The organism is Microbacterium sp. IO18 (genome assembly GCF_049099505.1).
In the GTDB taxonomy this organism is placed as follows: domain Bacteria; phylum Actinomycetota; class Actinomycetes; order Actinomycetales; family Microbacteriaceae; genus Microbacterium; species Microbacterium aurugineum.
The window spans coordinates 1,337,352-1,353,950 of sequence record NZ_JBMJAF010000001.1; the positions used below are offsets into that span (position 1 = coordinate 1,337,352).

16 protein-coding genes are annotated in these 16,599 nt (G+C 68.1%); 2 read left to right on the top strand and 14 right to left on the bottom strand.

Annotated elements, in window-relative coordinates:
• Positions 1–79 precede the first annotated feature (79 nt).
• On the bottom strand, positions 80–1,102 hold the full coding sequence (locus ACLF6J_RS06405) for an ABC transporter permease (RefSeq protein WP_047523644.1): 1,023 nt from the start codon (positions 1,100–1,102) through the stop codon (positions 80–82).
• Entirely contained in the window at positions 1,099–2,094 is a 996-nt protein-coding gene (locus ACLF6J_RS06410) for an ABC transporter ATP-binding protein (RefSeq protein WP_134353166.1), read from the bottom strand. The genes ACLF6J_RS06405 and ACLF6J_RS06410 overlap by 4 nt, the downstream gene beginning before the upstream one ends.
• Positions 2,095–2,183: 89 nt before the next feature.
• On the opposite strand from ACLF6J_RS06410, the gene ACLF6J_RS06415 reads away from it, so the two are divergent.
• Positions 2,184–2,582: a YccF domain-containing protein gene (locus ACLF6J_RS06415; protein WP_131492512.1), complete on the top strand. Its 399-nt coding sequence runs from the start codon at positions 2,184–2,186 to the stop codon at positions 2,580–2,582.
• A 26-nt stretch (positions 2,583–2,608) separates the two neighbouring features.
• Here the strand turns inward: ACLF6J_RS06415 and ACLF6J_RS06420 are convergent, their stop codons facing one another.
• Positions 2,609–3,595: a glycerophosphodiester phosphodiesterase family protein gene (locus tag ACLF6J_RS06420; RefSeq protein WP_134353165.1), complete on the bottom strand. Its 987-nt coding sequence runs from the start codon at positions 3,593–3,595 to the stop codon at positions 2,609–2,611.
• A gap of 90 nt (positions 3,596–3,685) precedes the next feature.
• Here ACLF6J_RS06420 and ACLF6J_RS06425 point away from each other — a divergent pair, with 90 nt between their 5' ends.
• Positions 3,686–4,612: a Bax inhibitor-1/YccA family protein gene (locus ACLF6J_RS06425; protein WP_047523646.1), complete on the top strand. Its 927-nt coding sequence runs from the start codon at positions 3,686–3,688 to the stop codon at positions 4,610–4,612.
• A gap of 64 nt (positions 4,613–4,676) precedes the next feature.
• Here ACLF6J_RS06425 and ACLF6J_RS06430 read toward each other — a convergent pair whose 3' ends face one another.
• The 11 genes from ACLF6J_RS06430 to ACLF6J_RS06480 form a co-directional block, all read right to left on the bottom strand.
• Complete coding sequence (locus tag ACLF6J_RS06430; protein ID WP_134353164.1) at positions 4,677–5,972, bottom strand: RNA polymerase sigma factor; 1,296 nt, start codon at positions 5,970–5,972, stop codon at positions 4,677–4,679.
• Between the two features lie 15 nt (positions 5,973–5,987).
• Entirely contained in the window at positions 5,988–6,413 is a 426-nt protein-coding gene (locus tag ACLF6J_RS06435) for a YciI family protein (protein ID WP_047523649.1), read from the bottom strand.
• A 226-nt stretch (positions 6,414–6,639) separates the two neighbouring features.
• Entirely contained in the window at positions 6,640–8,028 is a 1,389-nt protein-coding gene (locus ACLF6J_RS06440) for a glycosyltransferase (RefSeq protein ID WP_244093610.1), read from the bottom strand.
• 8 nt (positions 8,029–8,036) lie between these two features.
• The gene (guaA, locus tag ACLF6J_RS06445) at positions 8,037–9,623 is read right to left on the bottom strand and encodes a glutamine-hydrolyzing GMP synthase (RefSeq protein ID WP_134353162.1); all 1,587 of its coding nucleotides are present in this window, start codon (positions 9,621–9,623) and stop codon (positions 8,037–8,039) included.
• On the bottom strand, positions 9,620–10,132 hold the full coding sequence (locus tag ACLF6J_RS06450; protein ID WP_047524182.1) for a DUF3817 domain-containing protein: 513 nt from the start codon (positions 10,130–10,132) through the stop codon (positions 9,620–9,622). Before ACLF6J_RS06450 ends, guaA begins: the two co-directional genes overlap by 4 nt.
• Positions 10,133–10,185: 53 nt before the next feature.
• Positions 10,186–11,163, bottom strand: coding sequence for a class I mannose-6-phosphate isomerase (locus ACLF6J_RS06455; RefSeq protein ID WP_134353161.1), 978 nt, complete (start codon positions 11,161–11,163; stop codon positions 10,186–10,188).
• Entirely contained in the window at positions 11,160–12,368 is a 1,209-nt protein-coding gene (locus ACLF6J_RS06460; protein ID WP_134353160.1) for an ADP-dependent glucokinase/phosphofructokinase, read from the bottom strand. Before ACLF6J_RS06460 ends, ACLF6J_RS06455 begins: the two co-directional genes overlap by 4 nt.
• A 37-nt stretch (positions 12,369–12,405) precedes the next feature.
• Entirely contained in the window at positions 12,406–13,269 is an 864-nt protein-coding gene (locus tag ACLF6J_RS06465) for a ketose-bisphosphate aldolase (protein ID WP_131492529.1), read from the bottom strand.
• Positions 13,270–13,318: 49 nt separating this feature from the next.
• A complete protein-coding gene (locus tag ACLF6J_RS06470) occupies positions 13,319–14,164 on the bottom strand; it encodes a carbohydrate ABC transporter permease (protein ID WP_131492531.1) in 846 nt (281 codons plus the stop codon).
• A gap of 2 nt (positions 14,165–14,166) precedes the next feature.
• On the bottom strand, positions 14,167–15,090 hold the full coding sequence (locus ACLF6J_RS06475) for a carbohydrate ABC transporter permease (protein WP_131492533.1): 924 nt from the start codon (positions 15,088–15,090) through the stop codon (positions 14,167–14,169).
• 180 nt (positions 15,091–15,270) lie between these two features.
• The gene (locus ACLF6J_RS06480; protein WP_131492534.1) at positions 15,271–16,569 is read right to left on the bottom strand and encodes an ABC transporter substrate-binding protein; all 1,299 of its coding nucleotides are present in this window, start codon (positions 16,567–16,569) and stop codon (positions 15,271–15,273) included.
• Between the last annotated feature and the right edge of the window lie 30 nt (positions 16,570–16,599).

The following is a 16,599-nucleotide window of genomic DNA, read 5'->3' on the forward strand; positions in this document are numbered from 1 at the left end:
AATCCCCCGGGTGCACGGGAGGTGAACGGGGGATGGCGATCTGCCGCGACCGCCACCCCCGCGTCACCCGGTGCCAGTGTCAGGCGATACGAGTGCCCGGCGGGAGGCGCCGGGCAGGCGTCCGCGTGCGCGCCCAGGCCCCGGCGAACAGCGACCCCGCGATCACGACCTGCACACCGAGGCCCACGAACCAGCTGGGCACCGACGATTCGATCACCTCCTGCGGCGTGGGATAGCCGCTGCCGTCCCGGTCGCAGTCGTCCCAGCGCTGCTCAAGCGGCGACTGCTGCGCCCCGCGCACGCCCGTCTTGATCTGGCCGAACAGGTCGACCGGGTAGCCGTCGGGCGTGAACTCGGTCGGCGTCGCATCCGCGAGCACCACGAAGGGATTGGCCGCGAGCGCCCACCACACCAGGTCGAACCTGGGCACCTCGTACATCGTGCTGACCTGCCACTCATCGCAGTCGACGTTGCCGTTCGCGTCGTACGGTCGCGAGTAGCTGGTCCCCTCGCTGCGTACCGCCATCCCGCCCAGCCCGAACGCGATGAGCGTGCCGAACACGAACGCGGCGACCACGAGGTACGTGGCTGCAACCGAGAACAGCGGGCGCGCGATGAGTCCGCTCAATCCGACGCCGATCGCGGCGACCACGATGATCTCCGCCGCGAGCACGAGCAGCGAGACGAGCAGCACGAGGGGGTTCGCTCCCCCGCCGAGCAGAGACAGGGCGAGGAAGGGAACGGCGACGAGGAGGAACGCCCCGCCGGTCGCGACGGCAGCGAGGAGCTTGCCGAGCATGATGTCGCCGGTCGAAGCCGCGGTCACCTGGATCGCGCCGAGGGTGGCGGCATCGCGGTCGCCGTTGATCGCGTTGCCGCTGAGCGTCGGCGACACCAGCACCACGAGCAGAAGGACGATGTTGACGACGATCGAGTAGACGCCGGCCCCGATGAAGTCGCCCCAGGAGTACACGGCGAATGCGAGCCCGGTGACCCCGAGCAGGATGAGCGCGAACACGCCCAGCAGGACGTACCACCCGACACTCCGCAGGCGCTGGGTCAGTTCGAGTCGGGCGATGATCCCGATGTTGGCGAGGCTCATGCTCCCGCCTCCGTTCCGGTCGGCGCCGGGGGTGCAGGGGGTGCAGGGGGCCGAGGTGCGGCTTGTGGCGTCGGCGCCTGCGGCAGGTTCAGGAACGTGTGCTCCAGGTCGCTCTGCGCAGGAGCGAACTCCGAGACCGGAAGGCCCGCGTCGACGAGGCGGCGCAGCGACTGGGCCGCTGCGTCCTCCCCCGCGAACCCGACCAGCACCGCGCCGCGGTCGTTGGCGAGCGACTCCGGAGCGAGCCCGAGGTTCGAGGCCACCTGCCAGGTGTCGGCATTCATCCGCTCGGGCGTCGCGCCGGCGAGACGGACCCGCCACGGTCGCACCGTGCTCTGGGAGGGAACCGCATCCACCACGGAGCCGGCGACGAGGAACACCGCATCGTCGACGACCTCCTCCAGCTCCGAGAGGATGTGGCTCGAGATCAGCACGGTGCGCCCCTCCGCAGCGAAACGACGCAGCAGACCGCGCAGCTGCACGCGCGCTTCCGGGTCGAGACCCGATGCCGGCTCGTCGAGGAGCAGCACCTGCGGGTCGTGCACGAGAGCGCGCGCAAGACCCAGCTTCTGCTTCTGCCCGCGCGAGAGCACCTTCGCGGGCGAGTCCGCGAGCGGCGCGAGCCCGACGAGCGTGAGCAGGTGCTCGGCACGGGCCTGAGCGTCCGCCTTCTCGATGCCGTAGAGACGAGCGGTGGTGACGAGGGTTTCGCGGGCGGTGAGCGACGGCCAGGCTCCCAGTGCATCGGGCATCCAGCCGAGCATCCGTCGCGCAGCGAGAGGATCGATCGCGGGATCGACGCCCCCGATGCTGATCGTCCCGGTGTCGGGGGCGAGGAGCGAGGCGAGCATCAGCAACAGCGTCGTCTTGCCCGCCCCGTTCGGCCCCACGAGTCCGGTCACTCTGCCGGGGTCCGCGCGGAGCGAGGCCGCTCGCACCGCCTGCACCGTCCCGAACGCTCTGCTGACGTCTTGCACCACGATTCCGGTCATGCGGTCAGTCTGGCATCCGGAACACGGGGCCCCCGGGACCTCGGGGCGGATGCTCAGACATCGCGTCTCGCGGGTGACACAATCAGCTCATGCGCACGATCCTCAACATCATCTGGGTCATCCTGGCCGGCTGGGCACTGTTCCTCGGGTACGTCCTGGCCGGCATCCTGCTGTGCATCCCGATCATCACGATCCCGTGGGCGATCGCCTCGTTCCGCATCGCCGCCTACGCGATCTGGCCGTTCGGACGCGAGGTCGTGAGCAAGCCGACCGCGGGGGTCGGGTCGTTCCTCGGCAACGTCCTCTGGGTCATCCTGGCCGGCTGGTGGCTCGCCATCGGCCACATCGTCTCCGGCATCCTGCTGTGCGTCACGATCATCGGCATCCCGATGGGCATCGCCGACTTCAAGATGGTCCCGATCTCGCTCATGCCGCTCGGCAAGGAGATCGTCTCCACGCGTCGCGGCTCCTTCGATCGCACGCTCTGAGCCGTCGACCGGCGATCGGCACCGGCTCAGCCGCGGAAGAAGGCGACGCCGAGGTCGGGGTGGTCGACGAACACCCCATCGATGCCCTGCTGCGCGAGGACACCCCACTCCGACTCGTAGTCGCCGTACGCGCCCCGGCCGCCCGCACCGCGGAACTCGGCGGCCAGGAAGGCGTTCTCGGGACGGCAGGTCCACGTGTACACGAGAAGGCCACGTGCATGGGCGTCCGCGACGATGGTGTTGCCGTGATCGAGGAGCATCTTCTTGTTCACGCTGATGCCGTCGACGAGGCCGACGAGGCCATCGAGCCCGCGAGGGGTGACGGTCGCCTTGTAGGTCATCGCCTGCGCGCCCTCGACTGCCTTGCGGTCGTACGGCCGGCCCGTCGCCTCGATCAGGTAGATGGAGGTCGCGGCGATGCCCCGCTCCCGAAGCTCCCCGAGCACCGTCGACTCGAAGGACTCGATCACGAGAGGCAGCTCGCCGTCGGCCCATCCCGCCGCACGCAGCTCCTGCGCGATGAGCGGCGCGAGCGCGAGGCCGATGCTCGCGAAGTAGGTGGCGTGCTTGACCTCGAGCACGACGCCGATCTCGCGGCCGTGCTCGGCAGAGCCTTCCCGCACGAGGTCGAGCACGTCGCGGAGACGGAGGATGGACTGGGTGTCGTCGAAGCTCGCGCTCGACGCCCGCACCTCGGGCAGCCGCTCACGTCCGCGCAACGTCGACAGCTCGGCCCAGGTGAAGTCCTCGGTGAACCACCCGGTCAGTGCCTGCCCGTCGACGCGCTTGGTCGTCTTGCGGTCGGCGAACTCCGGACGCGCGCTGACGTCGGTCGTCCCGGAGATCTCGTTCTCGTGTCGCACGACCAGCACGCCGTCCTTCGTGGCGACGACATCGGGTTCGACGGCATCCACCCCCATCGCGAGTGCGAGTTCGTAGGAGGAGCGGCTGTGCTCCGGACGGTAGCCGGGCGCACCGCGATGCCCGATGACGAGGGGCGATTTCCTGGGCACGCTCTCAGCGTAGAACACCCCAGGAGGGGTACCTCCCGAGTATCGTAGAGGCAAGAGACCTACTACCCCCCTTTGGAGTGAGGCCCACCAATGAGCAACTTCGCTTTCAACAACCCTGCTTTCCAGCAGCAGGACCCGCGCAACGTCGCGACCTACCCGGGCGGACCTCAGGCTGCTCAGGGCGCGCAGAGTGCCTCGCTCCAGCACGGGGCGATGGACGCGGCGGCCAACGCACAGCTCGAGGGCATGTACGCCGCCCCGCCGGCCGGTGCCATCGAGACCGATCGCATGTCCGTCGAGGACACGGTCTGGAAGACGGCCGGCCTGTTCGGCATCCTGCTCGTCACCGCGGCCATCGGCTGGGTCATGACGCTCGGCGGTGTCGACGTTCCCGCGTTCAGCCGTGAGAGCACCTTCCAGCCGAACATGCTGCCGTGGATCGTCGGTGCGCTCGGCGGCTTCGTGCTCGCCATGGTCATCACCTTCACCTCGCGCAAGAAGGTGCGCCCCGCACTCATCTTCGCGTACGCGGCGTTCGAGGGCCTCTTCATCGGTGGCATCTCGGCGTTCTTCGAGGTCATCTACCCCGGCATCGTCTTCCAGGCGACGCTCGCGACCGTCTCGGTCGTCGGCGTGACCCTGGCTCTCTTCGCGAGCGGCAAGATCCGCGCGTCGAAGAAGGCGACCAAGATCTTCATGATCGCGATGATCGGCTACCTGGTCTTCTCGCTGCTGAACGTCGTCCTGATGTGGACCGGCGTGCTGCCGCAGGACCAGGCGTTCGGCATGCTGAGCGCCAGCATCATGGGCATCCCGCTCGGCCTCATCATCGGTGTCCTCGTCGTGATCATGGCGGCGTACTCGCTCGTGCTCGACTTCGACCAGATCCAGCAGGGCGTCCGCAACGGCGCACCGCGCAAGTACGGCTGGCTCGGAGCCTTCGGCATCATGGTCACCGTGGTCTGGCTCTACGTCGAGATCCTGCGCATCATCGCGATCGTCCGCGGCAGCAACTGACCGCCGTTCATCGAAGTGGCCCGTCTCCCCAGGGAGGCGGGCCACTTCGCGTTTCGACGGGACTCTAGCTCGCGGCTCCGCTCGCCTTCCGCTCCAGCAGTGACCTCTCACGATCATTGCCGGCGAGGCCTGCGGCCACTGCGAACTCGCTCCGCGCTTCCTCCTCGCGTCCGAGCCGTCGCAGCAGCTCCCCCCGGGTGGCCGGAAGAAGGTGATAGCCGGGCAGCACTCCCGACGCCGAGAGCTGATCGATGATCCGCAATGCGGACGCCGGGCCCGTGGCCATCGCGACCGCCGCCGCTCGGTTGAGCTCGACGACCGGAGATGGGGCGATCCGACCGAGTGCCTCGTAGAGCAGCACGATCCTGTCCCAGTCCGTGTCATCGACGCTCGAAGCCACCGCATGGCACTCCGCGATCGCCGCCTGGAGGCAGTACGCGCCGCGTCCGCGCCCGAGGCCATCAGCCGTCGCGAGCGAGGCACGACCGTGGGTGATGCGTCCGCGATCCCACCGGCCCCGGTCCTGGTCAGCCAAAGGCACCGGATCGCCGTTCCGGTCCACACGCGCTCCGAACCGGGCGGCGGTGAGCTCCATCAGCGCGAGCAGACCGTGCACCTCGGGCTCACGCGGCATCAGTGCCGCGAGCACCCTGCTCAGCCGGATCGCCTCATCGCTCAGTTCCGGTCGCATCCAGTCCGGACCACCGCTCGCGGCGTGCGCCTCGTTGAAGATCAGATACAGCACACCGAGGACCGCCCCGATCCGCTCCGCCCGCTCTTCGCGCGGCGGGATCTCGAAGGGAGCGTTGGCGGCGCTCAGCGTCTTCTTCGCCCGCACAATGCGCTGCTGCACGGTCGCCGTCGGCACGAGGAAGGCCCGCGCGATCTCCTCGCTCGACAGGCCACCCACGACCCGCAGTGTGAGGGCGACCTGCGCCTCCTTCGAGAGAACGGGGTGGCACGCGATGAAGATCAGCCGCAGGACATCGTCGTCGAGGGCGTCCGGATCCCACAGCAGCTCCGGCGCGGCGGCCTGCTCCTGCTCCAGGTCGTGGGCGAGCGTCGCGACCCTGGCATCCAAACGCTCCGCGCGGCGCCACCCGTCGATGGCCTTGCGCTTCGCGACCGCCGTGAGCCATGCCCCGGGGTTGCGGGGAACCCCCTCCTCCGGCCACTGTCTCAGCGCGTCGACCAATGCCTCCTGGGCGAGGTCCTCCGCCAGGCTGAAGTCGCCGACTGTCCGCGTCAGGGTACCGACGATGCGCGCGGACTCGATACGCCAGACCGCGGCGACGGCGCGTTCCGCTGACCCGTCTTCGGGGGCGGAACGGGTCGTCTCACCGTGTTCGGATGCGTCCATCACCGTGTGTCGTCGTCACTGCTGCGCGCGTTGCGCCTGCTCTTCGCGCCAGCCGGCTTCCTTCGCGATCCACTCGTTGTCGGCCGGGAAGTCCTCGACGCCCGTGACCCGACGCACCTCGAGGAACGAACCCGCGCCCAGGGGTGCACGGCTCGCCCACTCGGCGGCTTCTTCGCGGGACGACACCTCGATGATCCAGAAGCCGTTGAAGAGCTCCTTCGTCTCGCCGTAGGGGCCGTCGGTGATCAGGGGCTTCTCTGCGCTGAAGTCGACCACGAAGCCCTCGGCGGCGTCGGTCAAGCCCTCTCCCGCGACGAGCACACCGGCCTTCATCATCGACTCGTTGTACTTGCCCATGGCCTCGATGACCTGCTCGAACGGCATCTCCTTGTATGCCTCGACGGCGTCGTCGTTCGCACGCATGATGAGCATGAACTTCATGATGTTCTCCTTGTTCGCGGGGCCGTCTCTCGACCCTCTCACCTCTGGCGTCGAACGAGAATGCCTCAGATCGACATCCGCCGCCACTTTTTTCTGCTCCCGTCGCACGCTCCCGTGCTCCCGTCGCGATATGACACCCGAATGAGCCGTTTTGGTTGTCATATCGCGACGGGAGCACGGGTGTGCGGGTCGGGCGGAGCGGAGGCTCAGGCGCGACGCGGCGGGGTCAGGCGCGACGGGGCGGAGCGGCTACCGCGGCGGCGATCGCGGCGGCGAGGGCCTCGAGCGAGGATTCGGGACTCCAGGCCGCGGCGACCGAAGGTGCCTCCGCACTCAACGCCGCGAGACGCTCGGAGTCGGTCAGGAGCGTGCGGATCGCTCGGCCGAGCGCATCGATGTCGCCGCTCGGCACCAGCATCCCGCCACCGCGCTGCAGCACATCACGGATGCCGTAGCGCACGTCGTACGAGATGACGGGAGTCGCGTGCAGCAGCGCCTCGACCACGCCGAGCGGCTGGCCTTCGAAAGCCGTGGACGTGACCAGGACGGACGCGCGGTCGAGCACCGTCCCCGGGGCGTCCGAGTACCCGGCGAGCACGATGCGATCCCCCGCGCCGAGCTCATCGATCAGCGCCTGCAGACGCTCCTGCTCCGGCCCGCCGCCCCAGATCTCCATCCGCGCACCCGGCACATCGGCGGCGAGGAAGGCGCGGATCGCATGGTCGACGCGCTTTCCGGGAGCGAGGCGCCCGAGCACGACGACGAGCCCGTCCTCCCGCAGATCCGGGCGCGGAGCGACGGGGGCGATCGGATTGGGGACGACCGCGTGGAAAGCCGTGTCCCCGAACCGGGCGACCACGTCGTCGCGCTGGGTCGCGGTCGGCCAGATCACGGCATCGAACCGGTCGGCGAGCCGGAACCAGCGCGTCCAGAGCGTGTTCATGGTCGAGTCCGGGGTGTACGGCGCTTCGACGTGCATGGTGTGGATCGTGTGCACGATGCGCACCCGCGGGTCGGACCAGTCCGCGATGAGCTCACCGAGCTGGCGAGACTCGCAGATCACGACGATGGGGCGATCACCGAAGGCAGCGGTGACGTGGTCGAGCCAGGCCCGGTACAGACCGCGGAACCCGTGCAGAGCTCCGACAGCCTCACCGTCGGCGTCGAACACCGGCACCGGCTCGTCGGTCAGGTGCCAGTCCGGGTTGCCGGGAATCACCGGGAGCGCCACGAAAGGACGGTCTTCGGTGTCCCGGAGGACCCGGTACTCGACTCCGGGGTCAGCGGCCACCGCGGAGTCGGCGGCCACCCTCAGCCATCCCGCCGCGCCGCCGCCGGGCTCCACCGCCTCGTCGAACAGATTTCGCAGGCGCGACGAGTCCCCGAGCGCCCCGTGCTCGACGAAAGCACGCCGATGCGCAGCGTGGTCCGCAGCGGTCCCGGGGTCGAACGTGAGGATCTGTGGTCCCGCCCCGTCGGCGACTCCGGCCCCGGCAAGCTGCCTGGCGCGCGCGAGCGTGGCGATCGTGTACCCGCCATCGAGTCCCGGGATCAACCGGCTCGACAGCACCAGGTACTCGGCGTCGGGCAGAGCCGCCGCCGCATCGGGGAGCACCGAGCCCCCTACTCCCACTCGATCGTCCCCGGCGGCTTCGACGTGACGTCGAGCACGACGCGGTTGACGTCACGGACGCCGTTCGTGATGCGGTTCGAGATCTTCGACAGCACGTCGTAGGGCAGGCGCGTCCAGTCGGCGGTCATGGCGTCTTCGCTCGACACCGGACGCAGCACGATCGGGTGGCCGTAGGTGCGACCGTCGCCCTGCACACCCACCGAGCGCACGTCGGCGAGAAGCACGACCGGGCACTGCCAGATCTCCTGGTCGAGTCCGGCCTTCGTCAGCTCTTCGCGGGCGATGGCGTCGGCCTCACGCAGAATCTCGAGACGGTCAGCGGTGACCTCACCGATGATCCGGATACCGAGACCGGGCCCCGGAAACGGCTGACGCCCCACGATGGCCTCGGGAATGCCGAGTTCGCGGCCGATCGTCCGGACCTCGTCCTTGAACAGCGCGCGCAACGGCTCGATCAGTTCGAAGTCGAGGTCGTCGGGGAGGCCGCCCACGTTGTGGTGCGACTTGATGTTCGCGGTCCCCGCTCCGCCGCCGGACTCGACGACGTCGGGGTAGAGAGTGCCCTGCACGAGGAACTTCACCGGAGCGCCGCCCGATGCCTTGGCCTCGGCGACGAGGTCGAGCTGCACCTTCTCGAACGCGCGGATGAACTCGCGTCCGATGATCTTGCGCTTCTCCTCGGGGTCGGTCACACCCTTCAGGTGGCCGAGGAACGTGTCGGCCGCGTCGACCGTGATCAGCCGCACACCCGTCGATTCGACGTAGTCCTTCTCGACCTGTTCGCGCTCGCCCTTGCGGAGGAGGCCGTGGTCGACGAAGACCGCGGTCAGCTGGTCGCCGATCGCCTTGTGCACGAGGGCGGTGGAGACCGCGGAATCGACGCCACCGGAGAGCGCGGAGATCACGCGGGCATCGCCGACCTGCTCACGGATACGCTCGATCTGCTCGGCGATCACGTTGCCGCTGTTCCAGTCGGAGGCCAGACCCGCCCCCTTGTGGAGGAAGTTCTCGAGCACACGCTGGCCGTGGTCGGAGTGCTTGACCTCGGGGTGCCACTGCACGCCGTAGAAGCCGCGCTCCTCGTGTGCGAACGCGGCGACCTTGGTGGCCTCGGTTGTCGCGAGCACGTCGAAGCCCTCGGGGGCCTTGGCGACCTGGTCGCCGTGACTCATCCAGACGTTCTGCTCCGCGGGCTGGCCGCCCAGCAGGGTTCCGCCGTCGCCGGTGATGACGGCATCGGTGGCGCCGTATTCACGCAGGCCGGTGTGGGCGACCTCGCCGCCCAGGGTCTGGGCCATGTACTGGAAGCCGTAGCAGATGCCGAGGGTCGGGACACCGAGCTCGAAGACCGCGGGGTCGAGGCGCGGCGCCCCCTCCTCGTACACGGACGAGGGTCCGCCGGAGAGGATGATCGCGACCGGGTTCTTGGCGGCGATCTCGGCAGCCGTGGCGGTGTGCGGCACGATCTCGCTGTAGACGCCCGCCTCACGGACCCGGCGCGCGATCAGCTGCGCGTACTGCGCGCCGAAGTCGACGACGAGCGCAGGACGCTGCTGGGTCTCGGACTGTTCGGTCAACGGACACCTTCCGGGGCGGGGGCGGAGGCCTCGGCGGCCTCTCGGGTGGCGAGATAGGTCTTGACCTCACGGGCGACGACCGCCTCCATGAAGAACGACAGCAGCGGCACGACACCGCCGAGCGCGAGCATGATGAAGCGCGGGAAGCGCCAGCGCATCAGGCTCCACATGCGGAAGCACGCGAACAGGTAGACGACGTAGAACCAGCCGTGCGCCACGAGGATGAACAGGGACAGGTTGAACCCGTCACCCAACGAGGTCATCTCGCAGGAGTTGGTCATCGGGGCGAAGAGCGACCACCACTGGCAGTCGGGCCCGGCGAGCACGCCGGCGAACCAGAGCGGTCCTCCGGAGCCGCCCAGGAAGAGCTCGAGGTGGATCGGCGTGTACTTCAGCACCATCTCGGTCAGCAGCAGGAGCAGCATGACTCCTGTGATGATCGACGCGATCTGGTAGAACTTCAGCGCACCGCGGATCGCCGGAAAGCTGGCGACTTTCGGTTCGGGCATGCGTCCAGTCTAGTCGGCGTCGATGGGGGCCTGAGCCGTCGCCGGATCACCCTTCACGCCGCGGGCGGGCGCGCGATCAGGAGCTCTCCGGCACCGCTCACCTCGAGTCGTCCGGCTGCCGCGGGGACCAGGACCGTCGCTCCTGCCGACAGCGGCAGTCCCGCGAGGTCGACGGCGCCGTCGATGACGACCACGATCGAGAAACCGGGGTCGAGCACCGCGGCTCCGCGCACCGGCAGCCGTTCGAGGCGGAAGTACTCGTCGGCGGCACGGGGGAACACGGAGCCGGACGGCGGCGCCGGGTGCACGAGCGCCTCGATCTCGGCAGTGCTCCTCGCTTTCGTCGTCACCGCGCTCAGGGCGAGGTCGAACCCCAGCCCGAGGTGGCCTTCGACAGCACCGTCGATCGCGAAACTCTCCCATTCGAGGAGGATCGACAGGTCCTCGGGTTGCTGCAGTTCGAGCAGGAGCACTCCGGCCCCGATCGCGTGGAGCTCGCCCGGCGGCACCCACACCACATCACCGGGCGCGACCTCGACCTCGTGCAGCAGACCGAGGAGGGCGACCACATCCTGCCGGGCGACGAGTTCACCGAGTTCCTCCGTCGACGCCTCCTCGCGCAGTCCGATGTGCACGGTGCCGCCCTCGAGGATGTACCAGGCCTCCGCCTTGCCGTGCGGGCGACCGAGGTGCGAGGCGGCGAACCCATCATGCGGGTGCGCGTGCACGGGCAGCCGTTGCCCAGCGTCGAGCAGCTTGACGAGCAGACGCGCGTCATCCCCCCAGCGCTCGACATGGGATCGTCCGAGCCAGGACACGGGGTCATCCGCGATCGCCTCGCGCAGGAGACGCCCGTCCGGGAGGGTCGTCAGTCCGAGGGTGCTCTCGCCCCGGATCGTCGTGGTCGATCCGACCCAGTCCTCGGGTTCCCGCGGCGCGGTCCCCGGCTCGCCGCGGAAGGCGGCGATGCGTGCGCCCCCGCGGTAGAAGCGTTCCGCGGGGCGGTTCGATGCGAGTCGGATCGGTTTCACGGGTGCTCTTCCTGCGGGGCGTGGACGGCGAGGAATCCCCCGACGAAGGTGTCACCGAGTCCGATCGTGGTCGGGTTCGCGATGTCGAGCGCGAAAGCCGCGACACCCACGGCATCGCGCACCGCTGCCTCCACTGTGCGGACGAGGTCGGCGCCGGCACCGTGTCGAGGCATTCCCTCGGTCTCGGCGGCCTGCACCGCGGTGAAGCCGTCGCCGAGCCGGAATCGCGTCGCGGCCACGCGAACGGCACTCTCCAGCGCCGCACGGTGCCGGGCTGCCTCAGCACCGACCGCGAGTGCCCAGTACCGCGTGTGCACCACTAGGGCGGGCGCAGGGATGAGCGCGCGGATCTCCTCCAGCGCCAGGATCACGTCGTCCGGATCGAGCAGATCCACGCGGCGCCGCAGATACTCCTGCAGTTCATCCTCATTCAGGCTGTACACGTCGATGCGCGACAGCAACCGCTCGCGCACGGTCTCGGCGAACGCCCGTGTGTAGAAGCCGGCATCCTCGTAGAACACCAGGGCGTCGGAGGGGAGGCTGCGCATCGCCTGCTGCAGGGTGTCCAGCCGGTGCCAGAGCAGGTCCTCGTCCTGCATGGTGTTGAAGCCGGAGATGAGGAACGCCGACGCCGACGCCAGCTCGTCGCCCAGTTCCGCCGCCAGGCGCATGTCCCGGTTCGGAGGGTCATTGGCGAAGATCAACCGGTTGGCGCTCGGGGCCACGATGTCGCCGTCCGGAAGACGGATACGGGCACCCGCGGGATACTGCACGATCAGGTGCGGATCGAGGGTGTCCCGCATGGCGGAGCACACGAAGGACATCCTCGGTGGAAGCAGGCGCCGCACGGTGTCGTCGATGCTGACGAGGTGCTGCAGGCTGGGGATGCCCAAGCCGTCGAGGACGAGGCCGGCCCGCACTCCGGTGCCCCCGAGGGTCACCGCGTGGGGGAAGTGCGCGGCGAAGGCCTCGACGACCGCGGACGACGCGACGAAGCGCTCCGCTCCCGCCCCGGTCGCCACGAAGGCGAGTACCGCGATCAGCAGCGACCGTTCATCGACGATGGGGGCGTTCTCGGTCAGTTCCGCGCGCCGCGCCCCGTGCTCGGCGACGAGCCGGTCGAACACGGCCGCGTCCCACCGCAGCTCGTAGTCGACCGTGCCGCCGAGCCCCAGGACGAGCTGCCGCCTTCTCGCATCGATCATCCGTCGATCGCCCGCCCCTTCGAGGTCCGTCGTCCGGTCAGTACAGGTCGGCCTTGCCGTCCGCCCCGAACAGCTCGATCTTCTCAGCCGCCGTGGCCTTGAGCGCGGCGATCGGCTCCGGCTGGATCGCGTTGGGCTCGCGCAGACGCTCGTCGGTGCCGAGGATCTCGCGCATGCGGTTGTGGTACGAGACCTTGATGTCGCTGGAGATGTTGATCTTGTTGATGCCCAGCTCGACCGCGCGACGCAGCTCGGCGTCGGGGTTGGCCGAGCCGCCGTGCAGCACCAGCGGGATCCCGACCGCGGCCTTGATCTCCTGCAGGAGGTCGTGACGGAGCTCGGGGTTCTTCTCCGCCGGGTACAGACCGTGCGAGGTGCCGATCGCGATGGCGAGGCTGTCGACGCCGGTCTCCTCGACGAAGCGCACGGCATCGGCGGGGTTGGTGTAGATGATCTCGGCAGCGCCGGACTCGCCGTAGCTGTCGTTCGCGCCGATCGTGCCCAGTTCGCCCTCGACCTGGATGCCGACGGCGTGTGCGGCTTCGACGACCTTGCGGGTCAGGGCGACGTTCTCCTCGAAGGGCAGCAGCGACGCGTCGATCATGACCGAGGTGAAGCCGGCCTTGATGGCGGTGATCATCTGCTCGTAGCTGCCTCCGTGGTCCCAGTGGATCGCGACCGGCACGCTCGATCGATGCGCGCGGGAGTGCATCGCGGCGATCAGGTCGGTCGTGATGTGCGCGACCTCGTCGGGGTGGATGGCGATGATGACCGGAGCGGCCTTCTCCTCACTGATGTCCATGACGCCGTTGAACATCGCCCAGTCGCTGATGTTGAACGCGGGGATGGCGAAGTTGTTCGCGTTCGCGACATCGAGGATGGATTTGCCGGTGTAGAGCACGTGATTCTCCTGTTTTCGTGGTGGTCGGAGCCCCGGGACGGGACGAGTGTCAGCTCTTCACGGAGCCGGCCGTGAGGCCGCTGATGAAGTACCGCTGGAAGAAGAGGAAGAGGATGAGCACGGGGATCGAGCCGAGCACGCTCATGGCCATGATCTGGTTCCACTCGTAGGAGTGCTGTCCCATGAGGAGCTGGATACCGATGGGCACCGTGCGCATGTCGATGGTGCGCGTGAGCGTCAGCGCGAACAGGTACTCGTTCCAGGCGATCATGAACGTGTAGATGCCGACGGAGACGATTCCTGGAACCGAGATCGGCACGAGGATGCGCCAGAGTGCCGTCATGGATCCGGCACCGTCCACGCGCACAGCCTCGTCGAGCTCCTTCGGCAGCGTGTTGAAGTAGCCCGTCATCATGATGATCGCGTAGGGCAGCGTGAAGACCATGTAGGTGAGGATCAGACCGGCGTAGGAGTTGTAGAGACCCAGCGCGACCATGAGCCCGAAGTACGGGATCAGCAGGGTGATGGGCGGCACAGCCTGCACGCTCACGATCACCACGTTCAGGATGCGCTTGCCCCGGAACTCGAAGCGGCTGAACGCGTAGGCGGCCTGGATCGCGACGATCAGCGTGAGGATGGTGACCGAGCCCGCGACGATGTAGCTGTTCAGGAAGAACCGCATCGTCTCGGGGTTCGTGAAGATCGCGATGTAGGCGTCGAAGGAGAACGTGTCGGTGACCAGACGCGGCGGCAACTCGAAGATCTGCGTGTTCGACTTGAACGAGCTGGACAGCATCCACAGCACCGGCCCTGCGGCGAAGACCGCACCGATGAGGAGGCCGATCATGAGGCCGGTCTTGCCGACCCGACGCTGGGTGCGCGCGGTGAGAGCCATGGTCAGTCCCTCGCTTTCTGGTGACGGACGTAGAACACGGCGAGCACCATCGACATGAGCAGGACCAGCACGGCCGAGGTCGACGCGAGCGAGAAGTCGTATTTGGCGAATGCCAGCTTGTAGGTGAAGGTGCTGAGCACCTCGGTGACGTCGATCGGGCCACCGCCCGTGGTCATCCAGATGAGGGCGAACTGCTGCGAGGTCCAGATCAGGTCGAGCAGCACCAGACTGACGATGATGGGCCGCAGCTGCGGGATCGTGACGTTCCAGAAGCGCTGCACCGCGCTCGCGCCGTCGACGCGTGCCGCTTCGTGCAGATCGGCGGGAACCCCCTGCAGCCCGGCCAGGAGACTGACCATGAAGAACGGGTAGCCGGCCCAGATGTTGATGAAGATGATCGTGCCCAGCGCGAGCTGCGGCGAGGCCAGCCACTCGATGTCGGTGTTGAGCAGGAAGTTGACCACGCCGTTGGGGGCGAGGAGCATGCGCCAGAGGACGGCGATGACGGCGACGGTGAACAGCCACGGGAGAACGTACAGAGCCCGGAAGAGCGACCGCGAGACCCGCCCGAGCAGCGGACTGTTGAGCATCATTGCGAAGGCGAGCCCGAGTACGAGATGGGCGGCGACGCTCGTGACCGTGAAGAGGATGGTGTTGCCCGTCGCCTTCCAGAAGCGCGGGTCGGAGAGGATCTCGACGTAGTTCGCGACGCCGACGAACTCGGGCGACTTGTTCAGGATCACGTTGTCCTGGAACGAGTAGCCGATCACCATCACGATCGGCACGATCATCAGCACGAACAGCAGGATGACCGTCGGCGAGAGGAAGGCGTAGGACTCTGTGGTCTTGCGCAGTTGCCGTCGCCGCCGCGAGAGGGCGACTCCGGTGACGATCACCTCGGTGTCGTCGGACGTTCTCAGACTCATGGAAACGCGAGCTCCTTGGTTGGTCGGGTGGCGCCCCGCGANGCGAGAGGGCGACTCCGGTGACGATCACCTCGGTGTCGTCGGACGTTCTCAGACTCATGGAAACGCGAGCTCCTTGGTTGGTCGGGTGCCGCATCGCGACCGCGATGCGGCACCCCGTTCAGGCGGGGAGGCGGGTGCTCAGAACTCCGCTTCCCAGGAGGCCTGCGCCTTCTTGAGCGCGTCGGGGATCGACTGCTGCCCGTCGAGCGCCGCCTGGAGCTGCTCGCCGAACTGGCGCATCAGGTCTTCCGCGACCGGGAGTCCCGTGAACTCGTTCGCCGGGTATCCCGCCTGGTAGATGTCGAACGCCGTCTTGAAGAGCTCATCGTCGTTGACGAAGTCCGGGACCGAGGTCGAGTTCCCGGGGAAGGCCTTGGCCATCGTGGAGAGCTCGGAGTTGGTCTGCTCGCTCATCAGGAACGACACCAGCTTGAAGGCCGCTTCCTTGTGCTCGGAGTTCTCGGCCACGCCGATGCCCCACGAAGCGTAGGGAATGCCGCGTTCGCCGTCATAGCCGTCCTCAGCCGGAATCGCCGAGATCGAGAACTTCAGGTCGGGGTTCGTCTCACGGATCAGGTTGATGTGCGCGAGCGAGTCGATCATCATGCCCGCACGACCGTTGGTGAACTCCTCCACCTTGTCCTGCTCCTTCATCGTGAAGGAGCCCGAGGCGATGACACCGTCGTCCCACAACCCGCCGATGTACTCGACGGCGGAGGTGACGTCGTCATTCGTGAGGTCGGGCTGCCCGTCCTTCAGCATCGAACCGCCCGAGGCCCACACCCACGACATGACGTCGTTCTGCACGCCGTTCGGCGACTCCAGCGACAGCGGCAGCACCCAGCCGGACACGTCGCCGCCGAGCGCAGCGACCTTCGACGCCGCGTCCGCGAACTCGCTGCGCGTGGACGGTGGCGCCGTCACACCCGCCTGAGCGAGCAGATCGTCGTTCGTGAACATCGGGTAGACGAAGTTCACGACCGGGATCATGTAGGTGCTGCCGTCGACCTGGATCTGGCTCGCCAGTTCGCTGTCGTCGTAGTCGTACTCGTCCATGAGTGCGCTCAGGTCGGCGATGACGCCTTGGGAGGCGAAGTCGTTCACCCACGCACCGTCGAGGCCGACGACGTCGGGCATCGTGCCCGAGGCCGCGCCGGCGAAGAGCTGTTCCTTGGTCGATGCATACGGACCGCTGACCAGCTCGACAGTGATACCGGGGTTCTCCTCTTCGAACTGGTCGATGAGTGCCCGGAACTCGCCGTCGGGCAGCTCCGGCTCCCACCACTGCGCGAATTCGATCGTGACGTCTCCGCCCTCGCCACCGCTGTCGCCGTCCGTGCCGGGCGCGCAACCCGCCAGGGCCAGAAGGGCAACCGCCGCGGTTCCGGCGCCGACGATCTTTCGGGTTCGTCGCTGCCCGCGTCCCACTGTGCTCATCGCTTCTCCTCGTTGAGATCGTGCCGCATC

Bases quoted from the DNA above. Each gene is read 5' to 3' on its own strand.
- ACLF6J_RS06425 (WP_047523646.1), top strand. From the start codon at position 3,686: ATGAGCAACTTCGCTTTCAACAACCCTGCTTTCCAGCAGCAGGACCCG.
- ACLF6J_RS06475 (WP_131492533.1), bottom strand. From the start codon at position 15,090: ATGAGTCTGAGAACGTCCGACGACACCGAGGTGATCGTCACCGGAGTC.
- ACLF6J_RS06415 (WP_131492512.1), top strand. From the start codon at position 2,184: ATGCGCACGATCCTCAACATCATCTGGGTCATCCTGGCCGGCTGGGCA.
- ACLF6J_RS06480 (WP_131492534.1), bottom strand. From the start codon at position 16,569: ATGAGCACAGTGGGACGCGGGCAGCGACGAACCCGAAAGATCGTCGGC.
- ACLF6J_RS06450 (WP_047524182.1), bottom strand. From the start codon at position 10,132: ATGCCCGAACCGAAAGTCGCCAGCTTTCCGGCGATCCGCGGTGCGCTG.
- ACLF6J_RS06405 (WP_047523644.1), bottom strand. From the start codon at position 1,102: ATGAGCCTCGCCAACATCGGGATCATCGCCCGACTCGAACTGACCCAG.
- ACLF6J_RS06430 (WP_134353164.1), bottom strand. From the start codon at position 5,972: ATGGACGCATCCGAACACGGTGAGACGACCCGTTCCGCCCCCGAAGAC.
- ACLF6J_RS06435 (WP_047523649.1), bottom strand. From the start codon at position 6,413: ATGAAGTTCATGCTCATCATGCGTGCGAACGACGACGCCGTCGAGGCA.
- ACLF6J_RS06470 (WP_131492531.1), bottom strand. From the start codon at position 14,164: ATGGCTCTCACCGCGCGCACCCAGCGTCGGGTCGGCAAGACCGGCCTC.
- ACLF6J_RS06410 (WP_134353166.1), bottom strand. From the start codon at position 2,094: ATGACCGGAATCGTGGTGCAAGACGTCAGCAGAGCGTTCGGGACGGTG.
- ACLF6J_RS06460 (WP_134353160.1), bottom strand. From the start codon at position 12,368: ATGATCGATGCGAGAAGGCGGCAGCTCGTCCTGGGGCTCGGCGGCACG.